Annotated in this window: 24 protein-coding genes; 11 read left to right on the top strand and 13 right to left on the bottom strand. The window is 44.0% G+C overall.

Annotated features, from left to right (window positions below; all coding sequences use genetic code 11):
- Positions 1–3: 3 nt before the first annotated feature.
- From LNL84_RS11335 to LNL84_RS11320, 4 genes are all read right to left on the bottom strand, one after another.
- On the bottom strand, positions 4–831 hold the full coding sequence (locus tag LNL84_RS11335; protein ID WP_244357361.1) for a DUF2797 domain-containing protein: 828 nt from the start codon (positions 829–831) through the stop codon (positions 4–6).
- Between the two features lie 192 nt (positions 832–1,023).
- The gene (locus LNL84_RS11330; RefSeq protein WP_425244304.1) at positions 1,024–1,755 is read right to left on the bottom strand and encodes a SanA/YdcF family protein; all 732 of its coding nucleotides are present in this window, start codon (positions 1,753–1,755) and stop codon (positions 1,024–1,026) included.
- Positions 1,728–2,051: a DUF3392 domain-containing protein gene (locus tag LNL84_RS11325; RefSeq protein ID WP_244357360.1), complete on the bottom strand. Its 324-nt coding sequence runs from the start codon at positions 2,049–2,051 to the stop codon at positions 1,728–1,730. The genes LNL84_RS11330 and LNL84_RS11325 overlap by 28 nt, the downstream gene beginning before the upstream one ends.
- An 88-nt stretch (positions 2,052–2,139) precedes the next feature.
- Entirely contained in the window at positions 2,140–3,828 is a 1,689-nt protein-coding gene (locus LNL84_RS11320) for an NAD-dependent malic enzyme (RefSeq protein WP_244357359.1), read from the bottom strand.
- A gap of 190 nt (positions 3,829–4,018) precedes the next feature.
- Here LNL84_RS11320 and LNL84_RS11315 point away from each other — a divergent pair, with 190 nt between their 5' ends.
- Complete coding sequence (locus LNL84_RS11315; RefSeq protein ID WP_244357358.1) at positions 4,019–6,373, top strand: helicase-related protein; 2,355 nt, start codon at positions 4,019–4,021, stop codon at positions 6,371–6,373.
- A 239-nt stretch (positions 6,374–6,612) separates the two neighbouring features.
- Positions 6,613–6,990: a transporter gene (locus tag LNL84_RS11310; RefSeq protein ID WP_244357357.1), complete on the top strand. Its 378-nt coding sequence runs from the start codon at positions 6,613–6,615 to the stop codon at positions 6,988–6,990.
- 125 nt (positions 6,991–7,115) lie between these two features.
- Here the strand turns inward: LNL84_RS11310 and LNL84_RS11305 are convergent, their stop codons facing one another.
- The 6 genes from LNL84_RS11305 to LNL84_RS11280 all read right to left on the bottom strand — a co-directional run bounded on the left by LNL84_RS11305 (position 7,116) and on the right by LNL84_RS11280 (position 12,069).
- The gene (locus tag LNL84_RS11305) at positions 7,116–8,228 is read right to left on the bottom strand and encodes a phosphoribosylaminoimidazolesuccinocarboxamide synthase (protein ID WP_244357356.1); all 1,113 of its coding nucleotides are present in this window, start codon (positions 8,226–8,228) and stop codon (positions 7,116–7,118) included.
- Between the two features lie 290 nt (positions 8,229–8,518).
- The gene (locus LNL84_RS11300) at positions 8,519–8,920 is read right to left on the bottom strand and encodes a hypothetical protein (RefSeq protein ID WP_244357355.1); all 402 of its coding nucleotides are present in this window, start codon (positions 8,918–8,920) and stop codon (positions 8,519–8,521) included.
- Positions 8,921–9,188: 268 nt separating this feature from the next.
- The gene (locus LNL84_RS11295) at positions 9,189–9,371 is read right to left on the bottom strand and encodes a hypothetical protein (protein WP_244357354.1); all 183 of its coding nucleotides are present in this window, start codon (positions 9,369–9,371) and stop codon (positions 9,189–9,191) included.
- 128 nt (positions 9,372–9,499) lie between these two features.
- Positions 9,500–10,540 carry a J domain-containing protein gene (locus tag LNL84_RS11290; protein WP_244357353.1) on the bottom strand — a complete coding sequence of 347 codons (1,041 nt, stop codon included), beginning with the start codon at positions 10,538–10,540 and terminating at the stop codon, positions 9,500–9,502.
- Positions 10,541–10,573: 33 nt separating this feature from the next.
- A complete protein-coding gene (locus tag LNL84_RS11285; RefSeq protein ID WP_244357352.1) occupies positions 10,574–11,257 on the bottom strand; it encodes a DUF2786 domain-containing protein in 684 nt (227 codons plus the stop codon).
- A 131-nt stretch (positions 11,258–11,388) separates the two neighbouring features.
- Positions 11,389–12,069: a DUF3334 family protein gene (locus LNL84_RS11280; protein ID WP_244357351.1), complete on the bottom strand. Its 681-nt coding sequence runs from the start codon at positions 12,067–12,069 to the stop codon at positions 11,389–11,391.
- 278 nt (positions 12,070–12,347) lie between these two features.
- Here LNL84_RS11280 and ydiJ point away from each other — a divergent pair, with 278 nt between their 5' ends.
- Positions 12,348–15,383 (top strand): D-2-hydroxyglutarate dehydrogenase YdiJ, encoded by a 3,036-nt coding sequence (ydiJ, locus tag LNL84_RS11275; protein WP_244357350.1) that lies wholly within the window; start codon positions 12,348–12,350, stop codon positions 15,381–15,383.
- Between the two features lie 101 nt (positions 15,384–15,484).
- A complete protein-coding gene (locus tag LNL84_RS11270) occupies positions 15,485–15,946 on the top strand; it encodes a methyltransferase family protein (RefSeq protein WP_244357349.1) in 462 nt (153 codons plus the stop codon).
- Between the two features lie 64 nt (positions 15,947–16,010).
- On the opposite strand, the gene LNL84_RS11265 is transcribed toward LNL84_RS11270, so the two are convergent.
- Together LNL84_RS11265 and LNL84_RS11260 are read right to left on the bottom strand one after the other, a co-directional pair.
- Positions 16,011–16,733 (bottom strand): DUF3581 domain-containing protein, encoded by a 723-nt coding sequence (locus tag LNL84_RS11265; protein WP_244357348.1) that lies wholly within the window; start codon positions 16,731–16,733, stop codon positions 16,011–16,013.
- A gap of 283 nt (positions 16,734–17,016) precedes the next feature.
- Positions 17,017–18,216: an MFS transporter gene (locus tag LNL84_RS11260; RefSeq protein WP_244357347.1), complete on the bottom strand. Its 1,200-nt coding sequence runs from the start codon at positions 18,214–18,216 to the stop codon at positions 17,017–17,019.
- Positions 18,217–18,539: 323 nt separating this feature from the next.
- Between LNL84_RS11260 and thrS the strand changes: the two genes are divergently transcribed.
- From thrS to rplT, 4 genes are all read left to right on the top strand, one after another.
- On the top strand, positions 18,540–20,465 hold the full coding sequence (gene thrS, locus LNL84_RS11255) for a threonine--tRNA ligase (RefSeq protein ID WP_244357346.1): 1,926 nt from the start codon (positions 18,540–18,542) through the stop codon (positions 20,463–20,465).
- Between the two features lie 3 nt (positions 20,466–20,468).
- Positions 20,469–21,020, top strand: a complete 552-nt coding sequence (infC, locus tag LNL84_RS11250; RefSeq protein ID WP_244357716.1) for a translation initiation factor IF-3 — start codon at positions 20,469–20,471, stop codon at positions 21,018–21,020.
- Between the two features lie 102 nt (positions 21,021–21,122).
- Positions 21,123–21,317, top strand: a complete 195-nt coding sequence (gene rpmI / locus LNL84_RS11245) for a 50S ribosomal protein L35 (protein WP_244357345.1) — start codon at positions 21,123–21,125, stop codon at positions 21,315–21,317.
- 41 nt (positions 21,318–21,358) lie between these two features.
- On the top strand, positions 21,359–21,712 hold the full coding sequence (gene rplT / locus LNL84_RS11240; protein ID WP_004401084.1) for a 50S ribosomal protein L20: 354 nt from the start codon (positions 21,359–21,361) through the stop codon (positions 21,710–21,712).
- Positions 21,713–21,768: 56 nt separating this feature from the next.
- On the opposite strand, the gene LNL84_RS11235 is transcribed toward rplT, so the two are convergent.
- Positions 21,769–22,734 (bottom strand): integron integrase, encoded by a 966-nt coding sequence (locus LNL84_RS11235; protein ID WP_244357344.1) that lies wholly within the window; start codon positions 22,732–22,734, stop codon positions 21,769–21,771.
- A 246-nt stretch (positions 22,735–22,980) separates the two neighbouring features.
- On the opposite strand from LNL84_RS11235, the gene LNL84_RS11230 reads away from it, so the two are divergent.
- From LNL84_RS11230 to LNL84_RS11220, 3 genes are all read left to right on the top strand, one after another.
- Complete coding sequence (locus LNL84_RS11230) at positions 22,981–23,388, top strand: bleomycin resistance protein (RefSeq protein WP_244357714.1); 408 nt, start codon at positions 22,981–22,983, stop codon at positions 23,386–23,388.
- A gap of 149 nt (positions 23,389–23,537) precedes the next feature.
- Entirely contained in the window at positions 23,538–23,996 is a 459-nt protein-coding gene (locus tag LNL84_RS11225) for a hypothetical protein (protein WP_244357343.1), read from the top strand.
- Between the two features lie 169 nt (positions 23,997–24,165).
- Entirely contained in the window at positions 24,166–24,384 is a 219-nt protein-coding gene (locus LNL84_RS11220; protein WP_244357342.1) for a hypothetical protein, read from the top strand.
- Positions 24,385–24,546: the final 162 nt, after the last annotated feature.

Here is a 24,546-nt window from a genome sequence, read left to right as displayed (position 1 = left end):
GTTTTATTCGTCGGACACTTCGACTTCGTATGACGTGAACTTTCTAATGTTGATCACTCCGGTATCGAAAATCAGGTATTGGCCTTTAATGCCTTGTAATGTGCCAGTGACCAAAGGCTCTTTATCAAAGTTATGCGATACAATTTTGGTTGGGTAAGCATCAACAGGATAACTCAGTTGCGTGATATTTTCGTTTAATACGGTGATGGCATCGTCACCATATTTAGCTTTGATTTCAGCAATTTTGTCTTCAACCAAAGGCAGTAGTTCACTCGCCCTTTGTTGCAACTCTATCGGCTCTCCATCCTGCTTTAGCAAGGTGCGCCAATTGGTTTTGTCGGCAATGTGCTTCGCCAGCTCTATTTCGATCAATCCCGAGATATGTCTTGTCTTAACCTTTAATATTGGTAGGCCCTGAGTCGCTCCTTGATCTATCCAACGCGTTGGGATCTGTGTGTGGCGAGTAATGCCAACTTTTAGACTGGATGTGTTCGACAAATACACAAAGTGATCGACCATACAATTGTCTTCACCCCATTGTGGCTCACGGCAGGTTCCCTGTTCATAATGGCACGTTTCTGGCTTCATGATGCACATATCGCAACTGGCCAACTTGCGCATGCACACGAAGCAGTGACCTTGTGAGTAGCTTTTCTTGGTCTTCTTTCCGCATGAGCTGCAAAAAATATTACCCGTATGTTTGAGTGAAATTGATTTACCGAGATATGGGGCTAAATCGACCTCTTCATCACCCACAGGTAAACGGTAGTGAAGCGTGTTTTCAAGACTTGCTTTCATTTTCGAAAGCGTTCCTTTTGCAAGAAGTGACATTGTATTGCTCTTTTTATGATGTTGTTTCTGCCAGTCTACCAAAACTCTTCACGGCAGTTCTACTGTTAATCGGTGAGAGAATAGTGTTGTGGCAAGGCTCGAGGTTTAACCCCAAACGATGGATTTCGAAAAATAAAGATCGCGCGTTGTTTATGCCCCAGCCAGCAAATAATTCGGCAAAGTAAACAAGGCTTATTCGGGCGATGTTGAGCTGAGTATCGGCTCTTTCGGCCCTAAGAACTTAGGCTGAGTATTCATGATGTACAAATCCAAAAACGCTTTGGTTCTAGCAAAAACTTCTCTTAACCTAATAGAGAATCCCGTTTTTTTAACAGGGCCAGGGACGGCAAGACAACGGGCGTTGATGTCATAGTAATTGGCGATAAACAGGGCGCGCTCGCAATGGAATTTTTGAGTGATGATAAGAAAGTCGTCAGTATCAAAGATCTTCTTGGCACGAACGATGGAGTCTAAAGTTCGAAAACCAGCGTAATCGAGATGGATATTCGCCTCAGGGACTTCGGCTTTTAGCAGATCGCGCTTCATGGTCCAAGGCTCGTTATAAGAGCGATGGGCATTGTCGCCGCTGAGCAAGAAATGAGAAACTTTTTGTTGCTTAAACAAATCAATGGCCGCTTCTATACGGTGGCTGTAATACTCATTGAGTGTGCGGCCAAGATATTTACTGGTTCCCAAAACTACGGCCACTTCAAACTCTTCGAGATTGTCGGCAGTGCTGACGATGCGGTCTTGTGCTTGCCAACTCACCCAACGGTCGATACTGATAACAAACAGCCCTGCGAATAAACAGGCAAGCAATATCGAAAGGCTAATTCGTTTGAATAGCCGGATATGAATGCGCCAGCGAAATGGCACTTTATTGCCTAAGTAGGTCACTAAATCTGTCGATTCCTTTGAGCCCAAATTCCTATACTCACAAAGCTGAGAACCACGAGACTGAACATCAGACCGGGTTCGGATTTACCCAAGAGTTTGGCCAGGTATGGAGTAAGCTTAATGATCACCAGTCCATATCCAAATGCATTAAGCAGTATAAAGCACACCGTGCGAACAAAAAAGTTAGTATTTCGTAATGAATTGCGTAAAAGGCGGTTTACGTCAGCGCCAATAACCACGAGCAAACAGGCCACGAGCGCCGTTGAGATTTCAATTAGATAGTTCGAGATGAACTGACCACCAGGAGCAAAAATTTCAAACATAAAGAGTTACCGATACTTAACTGCAAAAACACATTAGACAAGAAAAAGGCTCTTGTAAACAAGAGCCTTTATGTGATGTTGCTTCAGATTAAAACGCTGTTCGCTTATAACGTCGATACACTGGTTGCCAGAAGTGCTGATCGATGGCGGCTTCAAGGGCTTCATCCGTGATCTCTAGCGCATGTCCTTGCTCAATCGCTTTCTTAGCGACAGCAAAGGCAATACGTTTGGACACGAGGTGAATCTCTTCTAAAGGTGGCAGTATCATGCCTGTGCCGTTTTTAGCCAAAGGAGAACACTCAGCAAGCGCTCGGCTTGACTCCATTAACATTTCATCGGTGACACGTGATGCTTGAACAGCGAGCACTCCGAGGCCAATGCCTGGGAAAATGTAGCTGTTGTTGCATTGTGCAATAGGGTATTTTTGACCATCGATAACGACAGGGTCAAATGGGCTTCCTGTTGCGACCAACGCCTGACCATTGGTCCAGCGTAAGATGTCATTTGGGGTAGCTTCAACTCGGCTAGTGGGGTTCGACAACGGGAAAACGATCGGCTTCTCACAGTGTTGATGCATTTCTTGAATGACTTCTTTGCTAAAGAGACCAGGAGCTCCAGAGACGCCAATAAGTACCGTCGGCTTAGCATTGCGAACAACATCCAATAGCGAGAAGCCAGAGTTATCTGATTGCCAGCTAGCAGTGTTGCTGTCTTTTTGAACCAGACGCTGTTGGAAATCAAGAAGGTTCTGCATACCGTCTTGGAGCAAACCCCAACGGTCGACCATGTACACTTGTGAACGAGCCTGCTCATCAGAAATGCCTTCAGAAACCATTTGCGCGATAATAGCTTCAGCAATACCGCACCCAGCTGAACCGGCACCTAGAAATGTGACGCGTTGCTCAGACAATTTATTGCCAGCCGCTTTACATGCTGCTAGCAAGGAGCCCACAGTTACCGCAGCGGTTCCCTGGATATCATCATTAAAACAACAGATTCGATCTTTGTATCGCTCAAGCAACGGCATAGCGTTTTTCTGAGCGAAATCCTCAAATTGAATTAAGGCATCTGGCCAGCGGCGCTGCACCGCTTGGATAAAGTCTTCGACGAACGCTTCGTATTCTGCACCTGTAATACGCGGGTGACGCCAACCCATATACATAGGATCTGCTAGGCGTTGCGGGTTATTGGTGCCGACATCAAGTACGATTGGTAAGGTGTAGGCGGGGCTAATGCCACCACATGCAGTATAGAGAGCGAGCTTACCAATCGGGATACCCATGCCCCCGATGCCCTGATCTCCGAGACCGAGAATGCGCTCGCCGTCTGTCACGACAATGACTTTTACATTGTGGTTACGAGCGTTATTCAGTAAGTCATCGATTCGGTCACGGTTTGGATAAGAGATAAACAAACCACGACCACGACGGTAAATATTAGAGAAATTTTCACACGCAGCACCCACAGTAGGAGTATAAATGATAGGCATCATTTCGCTGATGTGGTTTTGTACCAAACGATAAAATAGTGTTTCGTTGGTGTCTTGAATATTACGCAAGTATATGTGCTTATCCATGTCACTTTCGAAGCCACAATATTGCTTATAGGCGCGATCGACTTGTTCTTGGATAGTCTCTGTATTTTCTGGAAGAAGGCCTTCTAAATTAAAGGAGATACGTTCAGATGCGGTAAATGCACTGCCTTTGTTTAACAGTGGCGCACTAAGCAATGCTGGTCCAGCATATGGAATATAGAGGGGTCTTTTATCGTTGTTCATGACTTACCTGTGTGGGTAAAGTTTTGGATTGGGCTGTTTAAGTAACAAAATTAACACATTTTGAGGGAAATCGCGATTGAGAATTTTGGTAGAGCGTTTAAAACACTTGGAGTCGAAGTTCCAATAATCACACTGCAAGCGGTTGTTGTTTCGGTATATACTGGATCAAAAAACCAATAGTAGCCTTTAAATGACGTCACTTCCTATCGATTCTATTGAATCTGAATTTCATCAAATCATTTCATCTAGCCATTTAGTGGTAGAAGCCGAAACTGGCTCAGGAAAATCCACCAGATTACCTTTGTGGGCGAAACAGCATGGCCGTGTGCTGGTGGTTGAACCCAGACGTATCGCTTGTACTTCGCTTGCGACTTATCTTGCGCAGTGTGAAGGGCAAAAAGTAGGTGAGCGTATTGGCTATGCCATCAAATTGCACAACGTATATAGTGATGATTCCCGAGTGGTCTTTGTGACTCCGGGAATTGCGCTGCGCTGGTACGCGGAAAACAAATTGGCGAATTTTGATATCGTCATGGTGGATGAATTTCATGAACGTCGCTGGGACACAGACTTGTTGGTGGCATTGCTTAACACAGAGCAGACGCATCGAATCATTGTCACGTCAGCCACCATTGAAGGCGAAAAATTAAGTCACTACATTGATGGGCACCGAATGGAGGCGCACGGGCGCAACTATGGCGTGGACATTGAGTATCGACGTACCGATAGTCGCCAGTTGCCTGACGCTAGGCAGCTTGAAAACAAAGTGGCTAAAGAGGTGGAACTGCTTCTTATCGAGACTACAGGTGATGTTTTGGTGTTCTTGCCGGGTCGGAAAGAAATCTCTTTGGTGCGGTCGGCCCTTAAGAAAATGCCCGTTGCATCGGATGTCATTATTGCGCCTTTGCACGCCAGTGTCTGTGATGAAGAAAGACAGTGCGCACTGGAGGTACAGTCAAGGCGCAAAATCGTACTCGCTACCAATGTCGCTGAAACTTCGTTAACCATCCCCAATATTGAAGTGGTTGTCGATTCGGGACTAGAACGCAGAAATATCCAGCGCAATGGTCGGACAACGCTGATGCTGACTCATATTTCAAAAGCGAGTGCAAAACAGCGCAGTGGACGTGCAGGGCGTGTGATGCATGGGGTATGTGTTCGATTGTATGGAGAGCACGCCGCACTCGAAAATGTGACTCCGCCAGAGTTGCAACGAGAGTCATTGGTTGAGCCTATGCTTGCCGCCGCCACGTGCGGCCATAGCCTTGAATCTTTGGACTTCATCGATGAACTGCCAAAGAAAACTCTGCTTCAAGCCTCTGAACAACTAGAGAAACTCGGAGCGCTTGATGCTAATGGCATCACAGAACATGGTCGTAGACTGTATCCTCTGCCAGTGGATACCTTATACGCAGATTTGATTACTCGCATGCCAAACAAAGCGTTAATGGAAGCGATGGTAGATTTAACAGCGGCTCTTTCTACAATAGGGCGTATTGCTCAGCCATCCAGTGATCCAGAAAGCGTAGAGAGGCTGAATCAACAAGAACCCAACTTATGTGATGGCGAACTGCTCATTCGATTGTTAAGAGGGCAAGTGTTTGATGGGGTAACGGTGGACGAACAAGCTCTCAACGAAGCGCAATTGTTAGCGGCTCAAATGCGAGATATCTTCAAATTGCCGAATCTAGAGGTGGCATCTCGTTTTAAGCGCCAAGAGTGGTTGACCGCTATTCTGACCAGCCATCCTGAGCTTGTTTTTGTGCGTCGTAAAAAGAGGCGAGACGCGCTGGGAAATGGATCTTTTGAAGTATTGCCTGCACGCAACACACGCTTTTCAGATAAAGAAGAAGCCGCAGTGGTCCTTGATACTCACAGTCTGCCTGGACGTGGGGTAAAACAAACACTCAATCTAGCGACCGTCATGTTGCCTATCCCACTGTCGCTGATGATACAGCACGAGTTTGGAGAGTGGATTCAGGGCGATACAATCACAGGCGAAGAAGGCGTATTGTCTGAGTTGAGACTTGAATTTGCTGGTCGTACGCTCACCACGAAACAGATCCAAGCCAAAGGGGAATTTGCCTTAAGACCCATCATCGAGGCGGTTCAATCTGGGGTGGTGATGCCGGGCTTTGCCAAACAAAGACAGCAGCAAATCAGTCATTGGAAAATGTATGTTGAGATGGGACTTTCTGAAACCCATGTCACTATTGAACATACGAATTTTGAATCCTGGTTTACTCATCAATTGTCACAACTTGAGATCTCTGATTTTCAAGAACTTGATCTGTTTGAAAGCGATGACTTCGTGTTTGAGGGTATCCCCGACTGGGAATACCCTGAGTTCGCGGAAAAGTATCCTCTAGAAATTAATTTGAGCGGATTAAGGCTCGATGTGGAGTATTACCCTGCAGGAAAAAGAGTGCTTGTCGTTTACCAATCAGGATCGAGAAAGGGTGACCCAAAGCGCAAAGAGTTACCAGCATGGCAGGGCTGGAAAGTGCAGTACCGTAAAGCCAGCCGATTACTCGATCTACGTTAGTAACGAAAAGTAGTGCCGTCAGTATCTTCTTACATGTATTAAGTGATTGCTATCGAGGTTGTATACACATTGTTTCAGTGCAATGTAATTGTTTGTTTTATGTTGCCATTTCGCTTTTTATATAGCGCAATGTAAGGGTTATTCCCTGTTGAGATGATTTTCATCTATCCTATTGCGATATTGGCTAAAGTCACTGATAGTAAGTTTAATGGTTCTGTGTCTGTAGTATCGGAGAAGTTATGCAATCAAGTGAAATAACTGAAGCAGTATTCGATTACACCAGTTTTCTTGGGGAGTCGAGCAGTCAAAAGTGGACCTTTGTCGATGCACTGTCGTCAATCGCACCGATATTTAGTACTGTGTGGGATGAGGCTACGAAGGATGTCAGCGATCCAAATGCTCGCTTGTGGGACATGGCAATGAAGAGTCTCTCGTCTCGTCGCAGTGACGAATCCAACTTAGTGACTCTTATCAAGATCGCTCGCCATGAAAACATCGAAAGGGTACAACTAATGATGCCTTACTCATTAGAGCCAGAGCAAATTGACGTTATTCAAGAAAAAACAAAAGCTAAAATTGTTCGTTTACAAGCGGATGACTTTCTTATTTCGATCTAATCAATCTTGATATCGAAGCAGTTTGTGGCGGATTTAAGTCCTAGTTGTTTTAACTAAACCAATTAAAAAAGGGAGCAAGTGCTCCCTTTTCTATTTGTATGGCTAACACCCCTTAGACAGGTGGCTTACCATTCGTCGGCAATCAAATCATAGTCACGACGTAATACATCAATGATTTCTTGCTTAGGGTTCTCACTTAGTGTGATGGCTCTGCCTGTAATCTTTTCAGCGATTCCCGTATAGGTTTTTGATACTTGCATTAGAGCATCGAGAGGTAGCTCATTGTCGCGTGCGAGTGCTTCTCGTTCGGGCATACGCTCTTTGTTCAACAAAATATCGGGATCAGGGAAGTGATTTAGTAAGAATTGACGGAAACTCTCTTTCGAGTTTTCGACGACTTCTCCTTGTTGATATTTTTGGGTATCCCAGATTCGTGAAGAGTCAGGTGTTCCTACTTCATCCATATAGATAAGCTTTTCATTACCTTGTGCGTCATTCACGTAGCCGAACTCAAATTTAGTATCGACAAATGTCTGGTCAACTTTTTCTAGCGCATCACTGATCACGTTAAAGCCTTGCTCTAATAAGTTCTCATAAACAGCAATATCGTTTACAGAAGAGAAGTTAAATGCAGCGAAGTTGTCGCTAATGTTTTGACGAGTGATATTCACATCATCAGCTTCTGGTACACCGGGGATCCCTTTGAGGATGCCTTTCGTGGATGGTGTCATTAACAAAGAATCGAGTTTGCTGTCTTTTTCCAGGCCTTCAGGAAGGGTAATACCACAAAATTCACGCTCACCTTTATCGTAAGCTCGCCACATTGAACCCGTAATATACTGGCGGCAAATCGCTTCGATCATTATTGGTTTCGCTTTTTGAACGATCCAAACAAACGGGTGAGGGATATCGAGTATGTGGCTATCTGCTAGTCCATTGTCTTTGAAAAGCTGGAACCAGTGATTAGAGATAGCATTGAGAGCCGCACCTTTACCAGGAACGCCTTGCAAACCACCTTCACCACGCCAAATGCAGTCAAATGCAGAAATACGGTCACTAATTACCATGATTGCCAGTGGGGCATCCGGAGCGACATCGTAACCTTTGTCTTGGATTAATCGGCGGCTATCTTCTTCGGTCAACCAATATACTGAACGAACTTTACCACTGTGTACCGGTTTGTCAGTACGAATTGGGAGATCATCATTAACGGCGAGTACTTGATCAGCGAGACTCATGGAGACATTCCTATCTTTGTAAGGTCATCAAATGGGTGATGACGAGCAACTACAGAGTTCTGTCGAAAATGGCAATGACAGAAGGCTCAGACATGCTGGGCATCATACCAGAACTAATCGTGCTATCCAGATAAAAAGCAAACGTTTGCTTAATTTTTTTGAAAACGGCTAAGATTCGATTAATTATCGACAATTTAGTGACAAAAAAAGAGGCCAAGTAATGTTGGCCTAATAAAGAAAGCAGTGATCAAAAAAGTATTAAGCTAAAGAAATAAGCCAGTCAAAATCGATTAATGAAGGTAATTTGACGAGTCTCTGGTAAAAAAGATTTCACATCCACACTGCGCCGCTAACTCACGAAGAGAGACTTGTTGGTGATCAGGAATTGAGTGACTCGCTACAACCGCGCAAGCATTGCGTGAGCGTAATGCTTTTTCGACGATCTCAAATTCAGACAATGTTGATGACGGTTTTATTTGCACCACAGTGTGGCTGGTTATGTTGTGCCTAGTGAGATCGTTATTCGTTGGTCGACGGCATTGTGATGTGAGCAATACCCACTGACGTTTGCATGCAAGGGAGGATAGTCTTTTAAGGATCGACGGAGAAAAATCATGTGCCGCTTTTGAATGTAAAGGGTGTGAATGAGATCCGTTATTAACTGCCACTATTGAAGTTTGAGAGTGCAACATAATCCTGTCCTTATATACATGCTGTATGTATACACAGTAGTTTTTTGCGGAATGAAGATCAAGCATTTTGTGTGTGTTTTTTGCACTGTTTATTTTAAATTATTGATTTTAAATGTTTTAAATTTTTTATGAGGTTAAGGGGTTGAACGCAGAGAAGAATCGACAGAGGTGATATACAGTATTTTGGTGAACAGATCTTTACGAGAACAAAAAACGCCTCGTTAATGGAGGCGTTATAGAGTGTGACAAGTTTAAATTTGAAACCAGATTAAGCTTCTTGTTGGCTGCGGAACTCAAGCTCAGCCTTGTTAAATTGACGGACGTCCATTGCCGCAAAATCGAGGCACTCTTTGCAAGAAAAGTTGCACTTGCCGTCAACGTATTCATGACGTGTTACGAATTTAGGTGCCTGACACCAATCACAGAAGCCTTCAATAGCGAATGTATGCATTTGTTCTCCCCACCAGTACATTCATGGTAGTAATTATCGCGGAACATTATGACACAAATTAACGATAAATGTTAATGAATTGTTTCATTTAATGCTCATATTCACTTTTTAATTCCATTTTTAGCTGATTAGTGAATGTTTTGTGTCTTTTTAAGCCTATCGAGGATGGTTTTCAGGGCTGAATTTAACTGTTTCATTTCTTCATCTGAGCCGCGAGTATCTGGATGATAGATACGACTCAATTGTTTATAGCGTGCTTTAACCAGAGCTGGTGTTAGGTTATGGATCTGAGCTTGGCTGAAACCAAAACGTAAGTACGCTTCAGCAAGGGTGCCCACAGGGTAGCGAATGTAAGAAGGTGCTGAATCTTGCAACGATTTCTGTTTTTTGAGCTGTTGATAGAGTGCCTGGAGCTGTTTTTTCTGGCGAGCAATAATATCGGCCTGATCTTGATACAGTTCAGTGGGATCTTGTGGTAGGCGCGAGAACGTCAGACGGTAGCCTTTTTTACGTAGAGCAAATAATGCGCAACCGAATAGAACCGTCACCGTAATAGTTGTGAGATATCCTACTAACCCAAAATGGTTCTCAGGCTTGGTGGTTGGCTGTAAAGCGACTGGTGTTACAACTATGGTATCGGCTCGCTCACGTTGATGGAGCTCTGCCATTTGTTTTGCCTGACGGCGGTCAAATTGCATTTGCAGTACGTGATCATATCCAGCGAGATAAGATTGGTCGTATTCGGAGGCAAGGGCATACCACAACACAGCGTTGTCGAGCGCCGAAAATACGACACTGTCTGATTCATAAAGTTTAGCGAGTTTTCCATAGGCTGTTTGGTCGCCTAGTGCCGCAAGTTGAGTGTAAACCAGTGCTGCCTTAGAGGGGTTTTTGCTTACGCCACGGCCAAATTGTAGCGCCATCGCGTAATTGTGCATCGCAGCGCGGTGACCATGAATGCTGGCTTTTTGGTACCACTTGGTGGCCTCGGTAATATCCCTGGCGACACCGTCACCCGTTTCGAAAGCCAATCCCAGTAAATATTGAGCGTTGGCATCCTCTTTGAAGGCTTTTTGCTGGAGTGATTCAATGGAATTTGCATGGGCGAACGTGATGTTCAAGATCGCTATTATGCAGGTCAACACGCTGTGGTAGACAACTTTTCTCATCAAAAAGCACTTATTTATTAGCCTAGGGTAAGCCTACTTTAAAAGTTTTGGCGCCTGAGCTCCATTAATTGGTCGATTAACTGAGATCTTTCTACCTTTTTTAAGGCCAACTTCATAGTCAGCGGTGATGTTTTTCATCGCTTCTTTAAGTTGCTGCTTAAAGGTTTCTCTATCGATGTTCTTAAATTCCTTATCGATATAGTTATTGATCTTGTTGGCTGACTCATCATCTGGTGTGATTGTTGGCAGTTTTTCAAGTGCCCCCTCGACCCAGCCAGTGACAAAGGAATTCACTCGGCGGGTAACTTCGGTTGTTGGTGTCCCAGAGCCTGAAAACTTATTTCTGAACTGACCAGTATGTTCGTTCATTTCGCGATAAATAATATCAAAAGCAAAAGCGGCGAAAATGGCTCTGTCAGCCTCACCGATGAACTCAACGCGTTTTAAACCTTTATGATTTAGCAGTACGGCTTCAACACCAAACTTGGTGTTAATACCACGGATCACGCGAAGCAGGGTAGAGCTGATATTAGCTGGGAGGAGGTGAGTAGACTGCGTCTTTCCCATTTTAATGAACTCAATATCATCTTTATCAAGACCATATTTCAGCATTAAACGGTGTGCCATCCTGATAGCATTTGCTGCTTCATTGACATTAGCTGAATTACCCAACTCGAGGCATTTCGCTATTTTTTTAAGGGCCTTACGTTTGTCCATCGACACTCTACTGCGGTTTAGGGCTTTAAAAAGGGGGGAGGTATTCTAGCGTTTTTAAGCAAAGAGGGGAAGTCATCTAATGGGTTATTAATAAGGGGGGCTCACAGAAAGGCCCCCAGAGTAACGTGAGATTAAATGCCCAACTCGTCGAGTAGATCTTGAGCCGCAGCTTCATTGCCTGAGTTATTGTTCTTTGATTTTTCGGCTTTTTCCTTTGCCTGCTCGATAATCTTATCTGGGCACTGGTCCGTTTCGATTTCGAATTCTTCTAGCTGGATGAACTCGGTTTTATCCATGGCCAATTCTAAATAAAAGATATTGTTTTTTTCGGTCGAGAAAGTGACTCGCCTGGCTTGTGGGCGCTCGAGATTCGTATCGATCGATAACACAACGTTTTTGTTAACCGTCATCATTTTTGGTTGGTTTTGGGTGATGTTGGTTTGCAGTTCTTTACGTATCTTGTTAGTGAAGTCACCAACTAATTGATTCATTAGCTCGCCAAGGATATCGCCTACTTCGTCGGCATTGTGGTGAATCGCTAACTCATCTTCTGGCATACCCATATTACGCATATAACGACTGTACAGCTCCAAGGCGGCTTGTGACGTGAAATTGATAACCACTAATCCCGAGAAACCACCATCGAATAAGACAAAACAGCCGAAATCCGGTTTGAGTGTGGTTTTTGAAATTTTTTGCACCATAGCGGAATAGCGCACCTCAGAATCTGTCGCTGAGGTTAAAACGCTTGAAACCGATTGGCAAAGTTTTAAAAGGATGTCTTCTGTAGTAACGACTTTATTTTTCTTCATTAGGTTCGCTCATTGTGTTCTTTCTGATGGATTCGAGTGTGTCACGAAGTCCAGATTTTTAAAAGTGACCAGGTCTCATCTGCACTACCTGAGTATCGGTAATTCGATACAGGTATAAGAATACGTTTTGAACGCTATATAAAATGTTGTAAAGTGACATCATTAATCACATCGTCAACGTTGAACTGCTACTGAGTTTAGACGATGTTTTCAAAGCAAATTTTTAGTTATTTTCTCCTTAGCTGATCGGAACAGCAGGTGTAGGGGCAGGAAGCAAAATGTTACCAAAACTTAATTCACAATCTGATATTCATCCAACCGTACGGGTTTTTCTCCAGCAATTAGAGCAATCGGGGTTTTCTGGCGATATTGAAACCCAGTATTCAAGCCGATTGGCCGTTGCAACCGATAACAGTGTTTATCAGAAGCTTCCCCAAGCCGTTGTTCACCCTAAAACCAATCAAGATGTAAAAGCGCTTGGTCAATTGGCCTCGCAAGACAAATTTGCCAATGTGACGTTTTCACCTCGCGGGGGTGGCACGGGAACTAACGGACAATCTTTGACTGAAGGAATCGTGGTGGATTTGTCGCGATACATGAATCAGGTTTTAGAAATCAACGAAGAACAAGGATGGGTTAGGGTTCAGACAGGGATCGTGAAAGACGCGCTAAATGATGCGGTACGTCCATTTGGGTATTTTTTCTCACCTGACCTATCAACCAGCAATCGTGCAACATTAGGTGGCATGATTAATACTGACGCGTCTGGGCAAGGCTCTTTGAAGTACGGTAAAACCTCGGATCATGTGTTGTCTTTGCATGCCGTCTTTGCCGATGGTTCTGCGCTAGAAAGTGATGGCAGTGGCGAGCAACCTGACCAAAATAGCTATGCATATCAAGCTTTGACAATTTCAGAGAGCGTGTGTCGTGAAAACCGAGCACTCATTGATGAAAAATTCCCGCCACTCAATCGATTCTTAACTGGCTACGATCTTAAAAATGCGCTAGATGTCGAAAAAGACGCGTTCGACTTCACGCGAATTTTGTGTGGGTCGGAAGGCTCTTTGGCCTTTATCACTGAAGCGAAGCTTAATCTAACGCCTATCCCTAAAGCGCGCACATTGGTCAACATCAAATACAATAGCTTTGATTCTGCACTGAGAAACGCACCATTGATGGTAGAAGCGAACGCATTATCGGTTGAGACCATTGATTCAAGAGTGTTGAACCTAGCCAAGCAAGATATTGTTTGGCACACCGTGAGTGACTTGTTGACCGATGTGCCTGGTCAAGAAATGCAAGGCATCAATATGGTTGAATTTGCTGGGCAAGACATTGATGAAGTTAATGCTGCGGTTGAGCAGTTGACCGCAGAGCTTAATGTAATGGTCCAAGCCAAGCAAGCTGGCATCATCGGTTATCAAGTTACAAGTGATTTAAGCAGCATTGGCCGCATCTACAACATGCGCAAAAAAGCCGTTGGACTTTTAGGGGCCGTTAAGGGAAGTGCAAAGCCCATCGCGTTTGCCGAAGACACCTGTGTTCCGCCTGAAAATCTCGCCGATTTTATCGCTGAGTTTCGTGAACTTTTAGACAGCTACCAGCTGAACTATGGCATGTTTGGTCATGTGGATGCTGGTGTGTTGCATGTGCGACCAGCGCTGGACATGTGCGATCCTCAACAAGAATTGATGATGCACCGCGTGTCCGATGAGGTCGTTACATTGGTTGCAAAATATGGTGGCTTAATGTGGGGTGAGCATGGTAAAGGCTTCCGTTCCGAATATGGCCCAGCGTTTTTTGGTGAGCAGCTTTTTTCTGAGTTAAGACGCATTAAATCGGCATTTGACCCTAGCAATAAAATGAACCCTGGAAAGATCTGTACGCCATTAGAAAGCGATGCAGAACTGGTTAAAGTGGCAGATACAAAACGCGGATATTACGACAGACAAATCGACATAGAAGTGCGAGACAGCTTCTCGCAGGCGATGGAATGTAACGGTAATGGCTTGTGCTTTAACTATGACACATCTTCACCAATGTGCCCTTCGATGAAAGTGACCGCTGATCGACGTCAATCACCGAAAGGTCGGGCTGGATTAGTCCGTGAATGGCTAAGACAGTTGTCAGAGCAGGGAATTGACATTCTTAAACTTGAGCAATCTGTGCAAGAGTCTTTAAGTGTCAAAACGCTGATTGAGCGTTTACGTAACTCCTTTAATAAACGTCACGAATACGATTTCTCCCATGAGGTGTATGAGGCGATGAACGGTTGTCTTGCTTGTAAGGCGTGTGCAAGTCAGTGTCCGATTAAAGTGGATGTGCCAAGCTTTAGAGCGCGATTCCTTAACCTTTATTACAGCCGCTATCAAAGGCCAGCGAAAGATTACCTTGTTGCCAATATAGAGACCTTGCTGCCGTACATGGCAAAAGCGCCTAAAGTGGTCAATTTCGCGTTGAAGCAGAAATGGATACAGGGGCTAACCAAGAGCACGGTTGGGTATGTAGATACACCTTTACTGAGCGTACCGACTCTAGATAAAAGATTGAAGAGCCAGGAACTATTGAGCTTTGATTTGCAGCAGCTTGCGGCGATGTCTAGTGATGAACGTAAGCAATGTGTGTGCATTGTTCAAGACCCGTTTACCAGCTATTACGATGCACAGGTTGTTGAAGATTTCGCCAAACTGGCGACAGCACTTGGTAAAACACCAATATTATTGCCTTTCAAGCCCAACGGAAAAGCAGCGCACATAAAGGGCTTCTTAAAGCAATTTGCCAACAGTGCTCGCAATACGTCTGAGTTTCTTGAGCGAGTTTCTGATCTGAGGATCCCGATGGTGGGCGTGGACCCGGCATTGGTTCTTTGTTATCGCGATGAATACGTCGAGATCCTTGGTAAAGAGCGTGGCGAATATCAGGTGCTTACCGCACACGAATGGCTGACCCCTTTATTGACTGAGCGACCAGCGCAGGATAACCCATCGGCGCAGCCGTGGTATTTGTTCGCACACTGCACCGAGAAAACCAAACTACCAAATGCTGAAAAAGAATGGGGCGCCATTTTTGCTCACTTCGGTGGCAAACTGACCACTGTACCGGTTGGTTGTTGCGGCATGGCGGGTACGTTTGGTCACGAGGCTGATAAGCTGACAATGTCTTCTGATATTTACGATCTGAGCTGGCGACCAAATTTGGAACAACTGCCTAAAGAGCGCTGCTTAGTGACGGGCTACTCTTGCCGAAGCCAAGTGAAGCGATTTGAAGGCGTGAAAGTCAAGCACCCTGTACAAGCCTTGCTAGAATTGGTGTAAGGCATCTATTTAGGGCATAGCGATTAATTAGGGTTTCTAGATTAGGAGCCCTTAATTTTATCGTTTGTCTATATGCTCGAGTTCAACATAAGGATGTGAAAATGAAAGCTTTGGAATTAAAGATTCCGCCTGTCGCCGTGTTCTTACTCTTCGCGATCATTATGTATGCGATGGGTAGAATCCAACTTGGTATCTACACCAATATACCTGGCAAGCTGCTGTGGGTGAGCGCATTCGTGATCATTAGCGTTGTGGTTGGGTTTTCTGGAGTAAGAGAGTTCCATAAAGCCACGACCACAGTCAATCCAACAACGCCAGACAAAGCGAGTACGATTGTCGATACCGGGATCTTTCGTCAGACCCGTAATCCAATGTACGTATCCTTGTTGCTGCTATTATTCGCATGGGGTGTGTGGCTGGAAGATATCGTAGCACTGATATTTTCCTGGTTGTTTGTCGCTTATATGAATCAGTTCCAAATCAAGCCAGAGGAGCGCGCACTTGAGCGTTTATTTGGTGAGGATTACCTCGATTACAAATCGAAGGTTAGACGTTGGATTTGAGCAAAAACGAGAAAAGGCCCGAAAGGGCCTTTTTAAATTCTGTGTCTTCAATGGCTATAGAGCACTAAGCGGCATTAAACAACGTTAGAAAGTGTTCTTTTCGGGCGTTGAAACGTTCTACTAGCTCTTCAACAGCCTGATCATCATATGGCTTAAGACCGCTTGCCACCATGCGCTTAACGCCTTTACCAACCACTTTGCCGTCTTCTTTAAATGCAAAGTTTAGTGTCACAAGACCACGTTTTCCGTCAACATCAAAAGTAGCGCCTGTAAAGTCGACTTCTGGGTGAGTTAGATCAAGTCGCTCAAACTCGACTTCCATGCTCTCGTAGATCACTAATGGACGTTGACAATTGATCATCATCTGCTGCTCTTCCATTAGAGGCACCATGATGTGTGGAAAGTTCATGCCCGAGAATTGAACATAGTTAGAGACAACATGTTCAATGAACTCTTGATTGTGACTCACTTCGCCTTCGCGAGACATATGCAAATACTCTTTACCAGCCTCGTCAACCAGTGCGCTCTCTTTTTGGCACTTGTTCTCAACTGATAGATTTACTCCTTCCGTAACCATTCCGGAGAAGTCAAAGCGCATTTTTTGGCTGATACCTTCTTGCTGTAAAAGCACAGCAAATAGCAGATCACCTGGTACACAGAAACGCTTGTTGTCTTCATCGTGAATTGGGTTGTAATCACCTGCGACTTTTTTAGCGAAGTGACTGGCTTGCTGTCGAGTGAATTCGAACTGCTCGCCATTTTTTGATACGTAAGGAGTTAAAAACATAATTCTCATTTAGTAAATGTAACTGCGACGGATTATATCTGACAATCGATCAATAATGGTCCATCCAGTGATAAAAAAAAGGAAAAAATCTCTTTCATCAGAAAGAAAGGCCGCAATTATTATTCGATTTGGATTTTTCATGGAAGCAAAACGTGGTTTTTCGCTGACTCATGGGCTTATTTTGCGACAAAAATCAAAAAAGTTATTATTGAATCGAATTCTAATGTTTGCGGCTAGCGTTAGCACCGATAAAAGACACCGGCGCTAACGAGACGATTGACGTTTAGGCAATGGATGCCTTTGGCTTACCTGATTTCATCAAAGAAGTGAGCCACACAATGCATGCAAGAGCAATAAGAATACCAATCAAAGACAGATCGAATACCGAAGCGTAGCCGAACTGGTCTATTGACATACCTGCTAACATTGCACCGATACCAAAACCGCCAGCCATACATAACATTAGTAATCCTTGTGTTAATGCAGGAGATGCTGGGCTTAGCCTATCGGCAATAGCAGGGATGATCATATCGTTCCAGCACATTGCTTGCATTAATACGACCAACAACAAGATTGGCAACAATTGTGGAACATCTTTCCCCGCCGTGTACCAGAAAGTCGCCCCGACAATCAAATAGACAACTTGGGCAGCGTACCAGACCTTGAAAGGGCCACTTTTTTGCATCCATCGGCCAGCTGATTCAAGCATAAATAGACTAATAAAAGCAGAGGCAGCCATACCAAGTGCTGAATTGCCTATTTCGACCATGAAGACCTCTTTGATAAGCAAAGGCCCAAGTTCCATTAAATTTGCTGATAGGAACATAGAGAAAAAGACAGCGGCTAAAAACAGTGGCCACACTACTTTAGAAAATGCCAGAGTGTCTTGTGAATTTTCAACGGGGTTATCGGATTCCATTTTACCCTTAATCACAGGGGGTGGAAAAGCCAACACTATCAGAAAAACGATGAGAATAAGCGCCGCAAGGATAAGTAGTTGCTCTTCAGGTTCAATAAGAAAATGTTCAGCCGCTGCGATCAGCAAACCAGTAACAATGATGCCAAAGAACTGACATTGAAATAAGCTGGCTAGTGATTGACCTTCTTCTTTTTGATTTTTGCTTCCCGCCATAATAAAGGTCGGGTTAAGCACTAACAAGGCAACACTTCCTATGCCAATCATTAACCCTACTGTCCAATAAATAAATGAGGTGGTCTCTGCAAAATAAAGAATGAGTACAGCAATGAAATGAATACAAAGAGCAAGCTTTTGGAAAAGGCGATGACACGATAGCTTATCAGCAGTTGCACCAATGAGCGGCGCTAGTAGGCCTGCGGCCCCGATGACAGCCATCACTTGACCAAGTAGGGCACCACTGCCGGTTCTGTCAATAATGATAGGGGAGAGTAGGATGGCGATGCCCACCCATTGCACAATACCAAGTGAGGCTTGTGCGAGATGCCACATTCTAAAGCTTCTCATGAGTCTTTTTCCTTAATTAATAATCTAATCGCGGATTCTCCGTGCTGGGGCGAGAGTTGCAAGTAACATACTCCCTGTTACCCTCTCAAAATTGTTTTAACAAATGCTTAACGTCCCGTATTATCTATAAAACTGTGATGTCAGTTGTCATTTTCTGTGATTCATTTACTATATGCTTCTTTACAGTCGCGAGTACAAAATCGTATTTGTGCCAAACACTGTAAAATGCTGCAGTATCAAACAACTAAAACGATTTAATACTGACTGATACTTAATAATTCATGTCTTGCTTGGTATGCAAGACCACTGTAATAGGACATAACATGCCTGTAATTACTCTTCCTGACGGCAGTCAACGCCAATTTGATAACCCAGTTTCGACTTTGGATGTCGCGCTTTCTATCGGCCCTGGTCTTGCGAAAGCAACCATTGCTGGCCGTGTAGATGGTCAACGTGTCGATGCGTGTGATTTGATTGAAAACGATGCAAGTCTTGAGATCATCACTACAAAAGACGAAGACGGCCTAGAAATCGTTCGTCACTCTTGCGCGCACTTACTTGGTCACGCAATCAAGCAACTATACCCAAGTGTGAAAATGGCTATCGGTCCTACGATCGACAGCGGTTTTTATTACGACATCGATCTGGAAGAATCTTTGACTCAAGAAGATATCGAAAAGATCGAAAAGCGCATGAAAGAGCTTGCGAAGACCAAATATCAAGTTATCAAGAAAACTGTTAGTTGGCAGGAAGCACGCGACACTTTTGAAGGTCGTGGTGAAACCTACAAGATGGAAATCTTGGATGAGAATGTTTCAAAAGACGACCGTCCTGGCCTTTACCATCATGAAGAATACATCGATATGTGTCGTGGTCCTCATGTTCCAAACATGGGCTTCTGTCAACATTTCAAACTGTTGAATGTTGCTGGCGCATATTGGCGTGGTGATAGCGATAACAAGATGCTACAACGTATCTACGGTACCGCTTTCCACGATAAAAAAGCATTAAAAGCTCACCTAACGCGTCTTGAAGAAGCGGCCAAGCGTGACCACCGTAAAATTGGTAAGCACCTGGATTTATTCCACATGCAGCAAGAAGCACCAGGTATGGTGTTCTGGCACCACAACGGCTGGTCTATCTTCCGTGACCTAGAAGTGTTCGTGCGCGAAAAACTCACCGAGTACGACTACCAAGAAGTAAAAGGCCCATTGATGATGGACCGTGTACTTTGGGAACGCTCAGGTCACTGGGATAAATACGCAGAAGCGATGTTCACAACTTCATCTGAAAACCGTGAATACGCGATTAAGCCAATGAACTGCCCAGGCCACGTACAGATCTTTAACCAGGGTTTGAAATCTTACCGTGACCTGCCATTGCGTATGGCTGAGTTTGGTTCTTGTCACCGTAACGAGCCGTCGGGTGCACTACATGGCATCATGCGTGTTCGTGGCTTTACTCAAGATGATGCTCATGTTTTCTGTACTGAAGAACAAGTACAGCAAGAAGTAAAATCTTGTATCGAAATGGTGTACGACACCTATCAAACATTTGGTTTTGACAACATCGTTGTTAAGCTATCAACACGTCCTGAAAAGCGTGTAGGTTCTGATGAAATGTGGGACCGCGCAGAAGCTGACCTCAAGCTTGCTCTTGAATCTATGGAAATTCCATACGAGATCCAAGAAGGTGAAGGAGCGTTCTACGGACCTAAGATCGAATTTACTTTACACGATTGTTTGGACCGAGCTTGGCAATGTGGTACAGTGCAGCTCGATTTTGCACTACCAGAGCGTTTAGGCGCTACTTATGTAGGTGAAGATAACGAGCGTCACACGCCTGTTATGATTCACCGTGCTATTCTAGGTTCACTAGAGCGTTTCATTGGTATACTGATTGAAGAATATGCAGGCTTCTTCCCAACTTGGTTAGCTCCAGAGCAAGCCGTCGTTATGGGAATTACAGATAAACAGTCTGAATATGTTCAAGAAATTACGAAAAAACTGCAAAAAAGTGGAATTAGAGTAAAAGCGGACTTGAGAAATGAGAAGATAGGCTTTAAAATCCGCGAACATACTTTGAAACGTGTACCGTATATGCTTGTTTGTGGCGACCAGGAAATGGAAGCCGGAGAAATCGCAGTACGTACTCGTAAAGGCAAGGACCTTGGCAAGTTTAAAGTGGATGACTTTATCTCATACATCCAAGCCGAGATCGCAAGCCGTAAGCTCAATCTGGAGGAATAAACTATTAAAGGCGGAAGACGTGGCCAACAACCGGCCAAACAAAACCAGCACCGTTTAAACGGTGAAATTCGTGGCGTTCGTGAAGTACGTTTAACAGACGCCGATGGCGAACCTGTAGGTGTAGTTCCAATTCAAGAAGCGCTGGATTCAGCCTTAGAAGCTGGTATGGATCTCGTAGAGATCAGCCCTAACGCCGAGCCACCAGTTTGTCGTGTGATGGACTATGGCAAGTTCCTCTTTGAGAAGAGCAAAGCTGCTAAAGAGCAGAAGAAAAAGCAAAAGCAGATCCAGATTAAGGAAGTAAAATTCCGTCCTGGAACTGACATCGGAGACTATCAGGTAAAACTACGCAACCTGACGCGTTTCCTTGAAGACGGCAACAAAGTGAAGGTAACAATTCGCTTCCGTGGCCGCGAAATGGCTCACCAAGAGATCGGTGTCGACGTTCTTAATCGTTTGAAAGAAGATACAGTAGATTTAGCTGTTGTAGAATCTTTCCCAACGAGAATCGAAGGTCGCCAAATGATCATGGTGTTGGCCCCTAAAAAGAAGTAACTAACGGCTTACAAGTAATCAAAACCCTGTAGCTTCGGTTACGGGGTTTTATTCGCCCTGGTTATATGTTTATTTACACTCAACAATGCGGAGTTCTTCATCATGCCTAAGATGAAAACCAACAAAGGTGCTGCTAAGCGTTTCAAGAAAACTGCTGGTGGTATTAAATTTAAGCACGCTGGTAAACGTCACATCCTGACTAAGCGTACTACTAAGAACAAGCGTCAGCTACGTCCAAATGCAATCCTTCCTAAGTGTGAAGTGGCTGCAGTTGCTCGTATGATGCCATACGCTTAATTCTTTTTAGTTTATCAATCGTTTAGTTTAGGAGAAGCATAATGCCTCGCGTAAAACGTGGTGTACAAGCTCGTGCACGTCATAAGAAAGTTCTAAAACAAGCTAAAGGTTACTACGGAGCACGTTCACGTGTTTACCGCGTAGCTTTCCAAGCAGTTACTAAAGCTGGTCAATACGCTTACCGTGACCGTCGCAACAAGAAACGTCAATTCCGTCAACTTTGGATTGCACGTATCAATGCTGCATCTCGTCAAAATGGTCTATCTTACAGCCGTTTCATCAACGGTCTTAAGAAAGCATCTATCGAGATCGATCGTAAGATCCTTGCAGACATCGCGGTATTCGACAAAGCTGCATTCGCAGTTCTAGTTGAAAAGGCGAAAGCTGCTCTTTAATTAGCAGTTTAGGTCTACGATAAAGGAGAGCATATGCTCTCCTTTTTTATTGCCTGTTAAAAAATATCTGAGAGAGGGCTTTTCACACCGCTCGCGCCTCTATCAAGCACATGGGTATAGATTTGGGTTGTTTTCACATCACTGTGCCCAAGCTGTTCTTGTACTGTTCTGATATCTGAACCACTGTCTAAAAGGTGCGTCGCAAATGAGTGCCTGAGTGTATGGCAGGTAACGGATTTACTTATTTCGGCCGACTTGGCCGCTGTTTTTACTGCTCTTTGAAGCGTGCTGGGATTAATGTGGTGCCTTCTGGTTAAGTCGCTGCGTGGATCAATACTCAATTGAGTTGCAGGAAATAAATAGTGCCAGCCAAAATCCAGCGCGGCATCGGGGTACTTTCTTTCCAAAGCATTGGGTAGCCATACGCCGCCGTACCCTTTAGTCTCCATATCTTTTTTGTAATACGATAAAGCGATGTGCTTTTGGTGCTCAATACTAGGCAGTAACTCTTTAGCCAGCGTAACAATGCGGTTTTTTCCACCTTTGCCTTGCCAGATTCTTATCGCCCCGTAATCCTCATCTATGTCATTGACCCTCAATCGGCAGCTCTCTAATACTCTAAGACCAGAGCCATACAACAGTTTCACTGGTAGCTGAAACTTAGGCTGAACCTGAGCCAATAACCGCATGACCTCATTTTTAGTTAAAACCACCGGCAATTTGGCCTCACGCCTTGAACGTTTAAAATTTAGATCTAATTCAAGAGGTGTTTTAAGTATTTCTTTATAAAGAAACACCAAAGAGTTCAGAGCAACTGATTGCGTTTTGGCTGCTGAGTTCTCTTTTACGACTAAGTCAGTTAAAAATCTTTCAACTTCGTTTTTCCCCAAGTATCTGGGGTGCTTCTTATCATGATATAGGATGAAACGTTTGATCCAATAGAGATAAGCCTCGACGGTGCGTTTGGCATAATGTTTACCGTACATCACCTCAGAAACATACAGTAGAAATTGCGATTTCACGTTGAACACTCCAAAATAACATGCATGTATATTTATACAGTATAGTGATTTTATATAACTTAACCTGGATATAGTGCAAAATGTTGCTTATCGAGACTTGGCTCACATTTTGATGTTGTGTAACTGGCTGTTTATAAATGATTTTGTGATAGGATTTTACAATCTATTACATATAGAGGCGGTAGCGTGGATAGCGGATATACGTGCACTTTGCCGTCTAGAGTATGTTAGGTGAACAGGGAAGTTATTGCGGTGAAAATAGTCCCAGAGTTATATGTCCAAAGTATTGATGACAATTTAGCATTCTTTGTTGATATTTTGGGCTTTAGTATTAAGTACCAGCGTGAAGAAGAGCAGTTTGTGTATTTAACTCGAGAGGGTCTAGATTTGATGCTCGAAGGTGTTCATGGCAGCTCTCGTAAATGGTTGTCAGGAAAGCTCGAACCACCTTTTGGTAGAGGTATTAACTTCCAGTGGGATGTAACTGGCATCGAAACACTCTACTCGAAGGTTCAGTCAGCATGTAGTGACATGATATTTCTTCCCAAAGAAACAAAGTCGTATCGAGTCAATGAGCAGCACGTAACACAGGTGCAGTTCATTGTGCGTAGTCCAGATGGGTATCTTTTCAGGTTCTGTGAGGATATGCGGTAACAATGTTCACCTAACAAATTGTTCAAGCAGACAGCTAACAGTCGGCGATTTTGGTTTGGTTGAGTTTAGTGATTACGGTGGCTTTGTTTGGGTGAAGTGGTAGTTAGCTGCTACTTAACAAGGCGTTAAGTTTATATAGGAGTATTTAGTTGTTAGAACAAATATTGCAGTGGCCACCAATCGTACAAAGTATCATTGGTTCGGCTATTTTTGCGGCAGCACTTTGGATCTTGAAGAAAGTATATTCATTTTGCTTTAGTAAGGTTTCGAAGCTCAATAAGGAGTTCAATCGTAGCCGAATCAATGCCGCGTTAGTTCATTTTACAGCAATGGAGAGCGACAATGTGAGCATCCAGTCTTTCTCGTTGATTGGGCTAATTTACGTTGCGTTCATAGATGTTCTCAAGGCTCTAATATGTGTATGTTTGGGCGTGATTTTGGCGAACATCATGCCAATTCTGAAAGACGTTAGTATTGTTTTTGCGTTGTACTTTTTGATGAATGCTCTAAACGTAGTTAAACGCACCTCCAAAGATAGTGAACTGACTTATAAGGAACAAATAGAAGCTCTCGAAAAAGAGTTAGCTGCGCTTGAAGGTAAAAAATAAACTTAACAAATTGTTCAAGCAGACAGCTAACAGTCGGCGATTTTGGTTTGGTTGAGTTTAGTGATTACGGTGGTCTTGTTTGAGTGCAGTGGTGGTTAGCTGCTACTTAACAAGGCGTTAGTTGCTTTGAGATTGTGAAGGCTTCAGAGGAAAAATCAGGTTGGTTCAAATGTACGGTTCTGAGAAAACAAAGGCGTTCTGCTGCAATTGCAAAGAGGTCACCCTCCACAAATATGAAAGCTTCTCACAACCCCAAAAATCCAGTGAGTCAAAAGCAACAGGCTTTTTCGCATCAATAGCTAATGCATTGATGGGGGGCGAGGCTAAGGGTGATTACAAGTGCGAAGTTTGTGGCACTAATCTTCATACACCAGACAACTTGGATTAACTCTGACAGTCAGTATTTAAGTGCAAAATTGCAAAGTTTCGCAACTAACAAACTGTTCAAGCAGACAGCTAACGTTTGGCGATTTTGGTCTGGTTAGGTTTAGTGATTACGGTGGTCTTGTTGGAGTGTAGTGGTAGTTAGCTGCTACTTAACAAGGCGTTA

It is taken from the genome of Vibrio gelatinilyticus, assembly GCF_022836845.1.
In the GTDB taxonomy this organism is placed as follows: domain Bacteria; phylum Pseudomonadota; class Gammaproteobacteria; order Enterobacterales; family Vibrionaceae; genus Vibrio; species Vibrio gelatinilyticus.
This window is presented reverse-complemented; position numbering and strand designations above follow the sequence as displayed.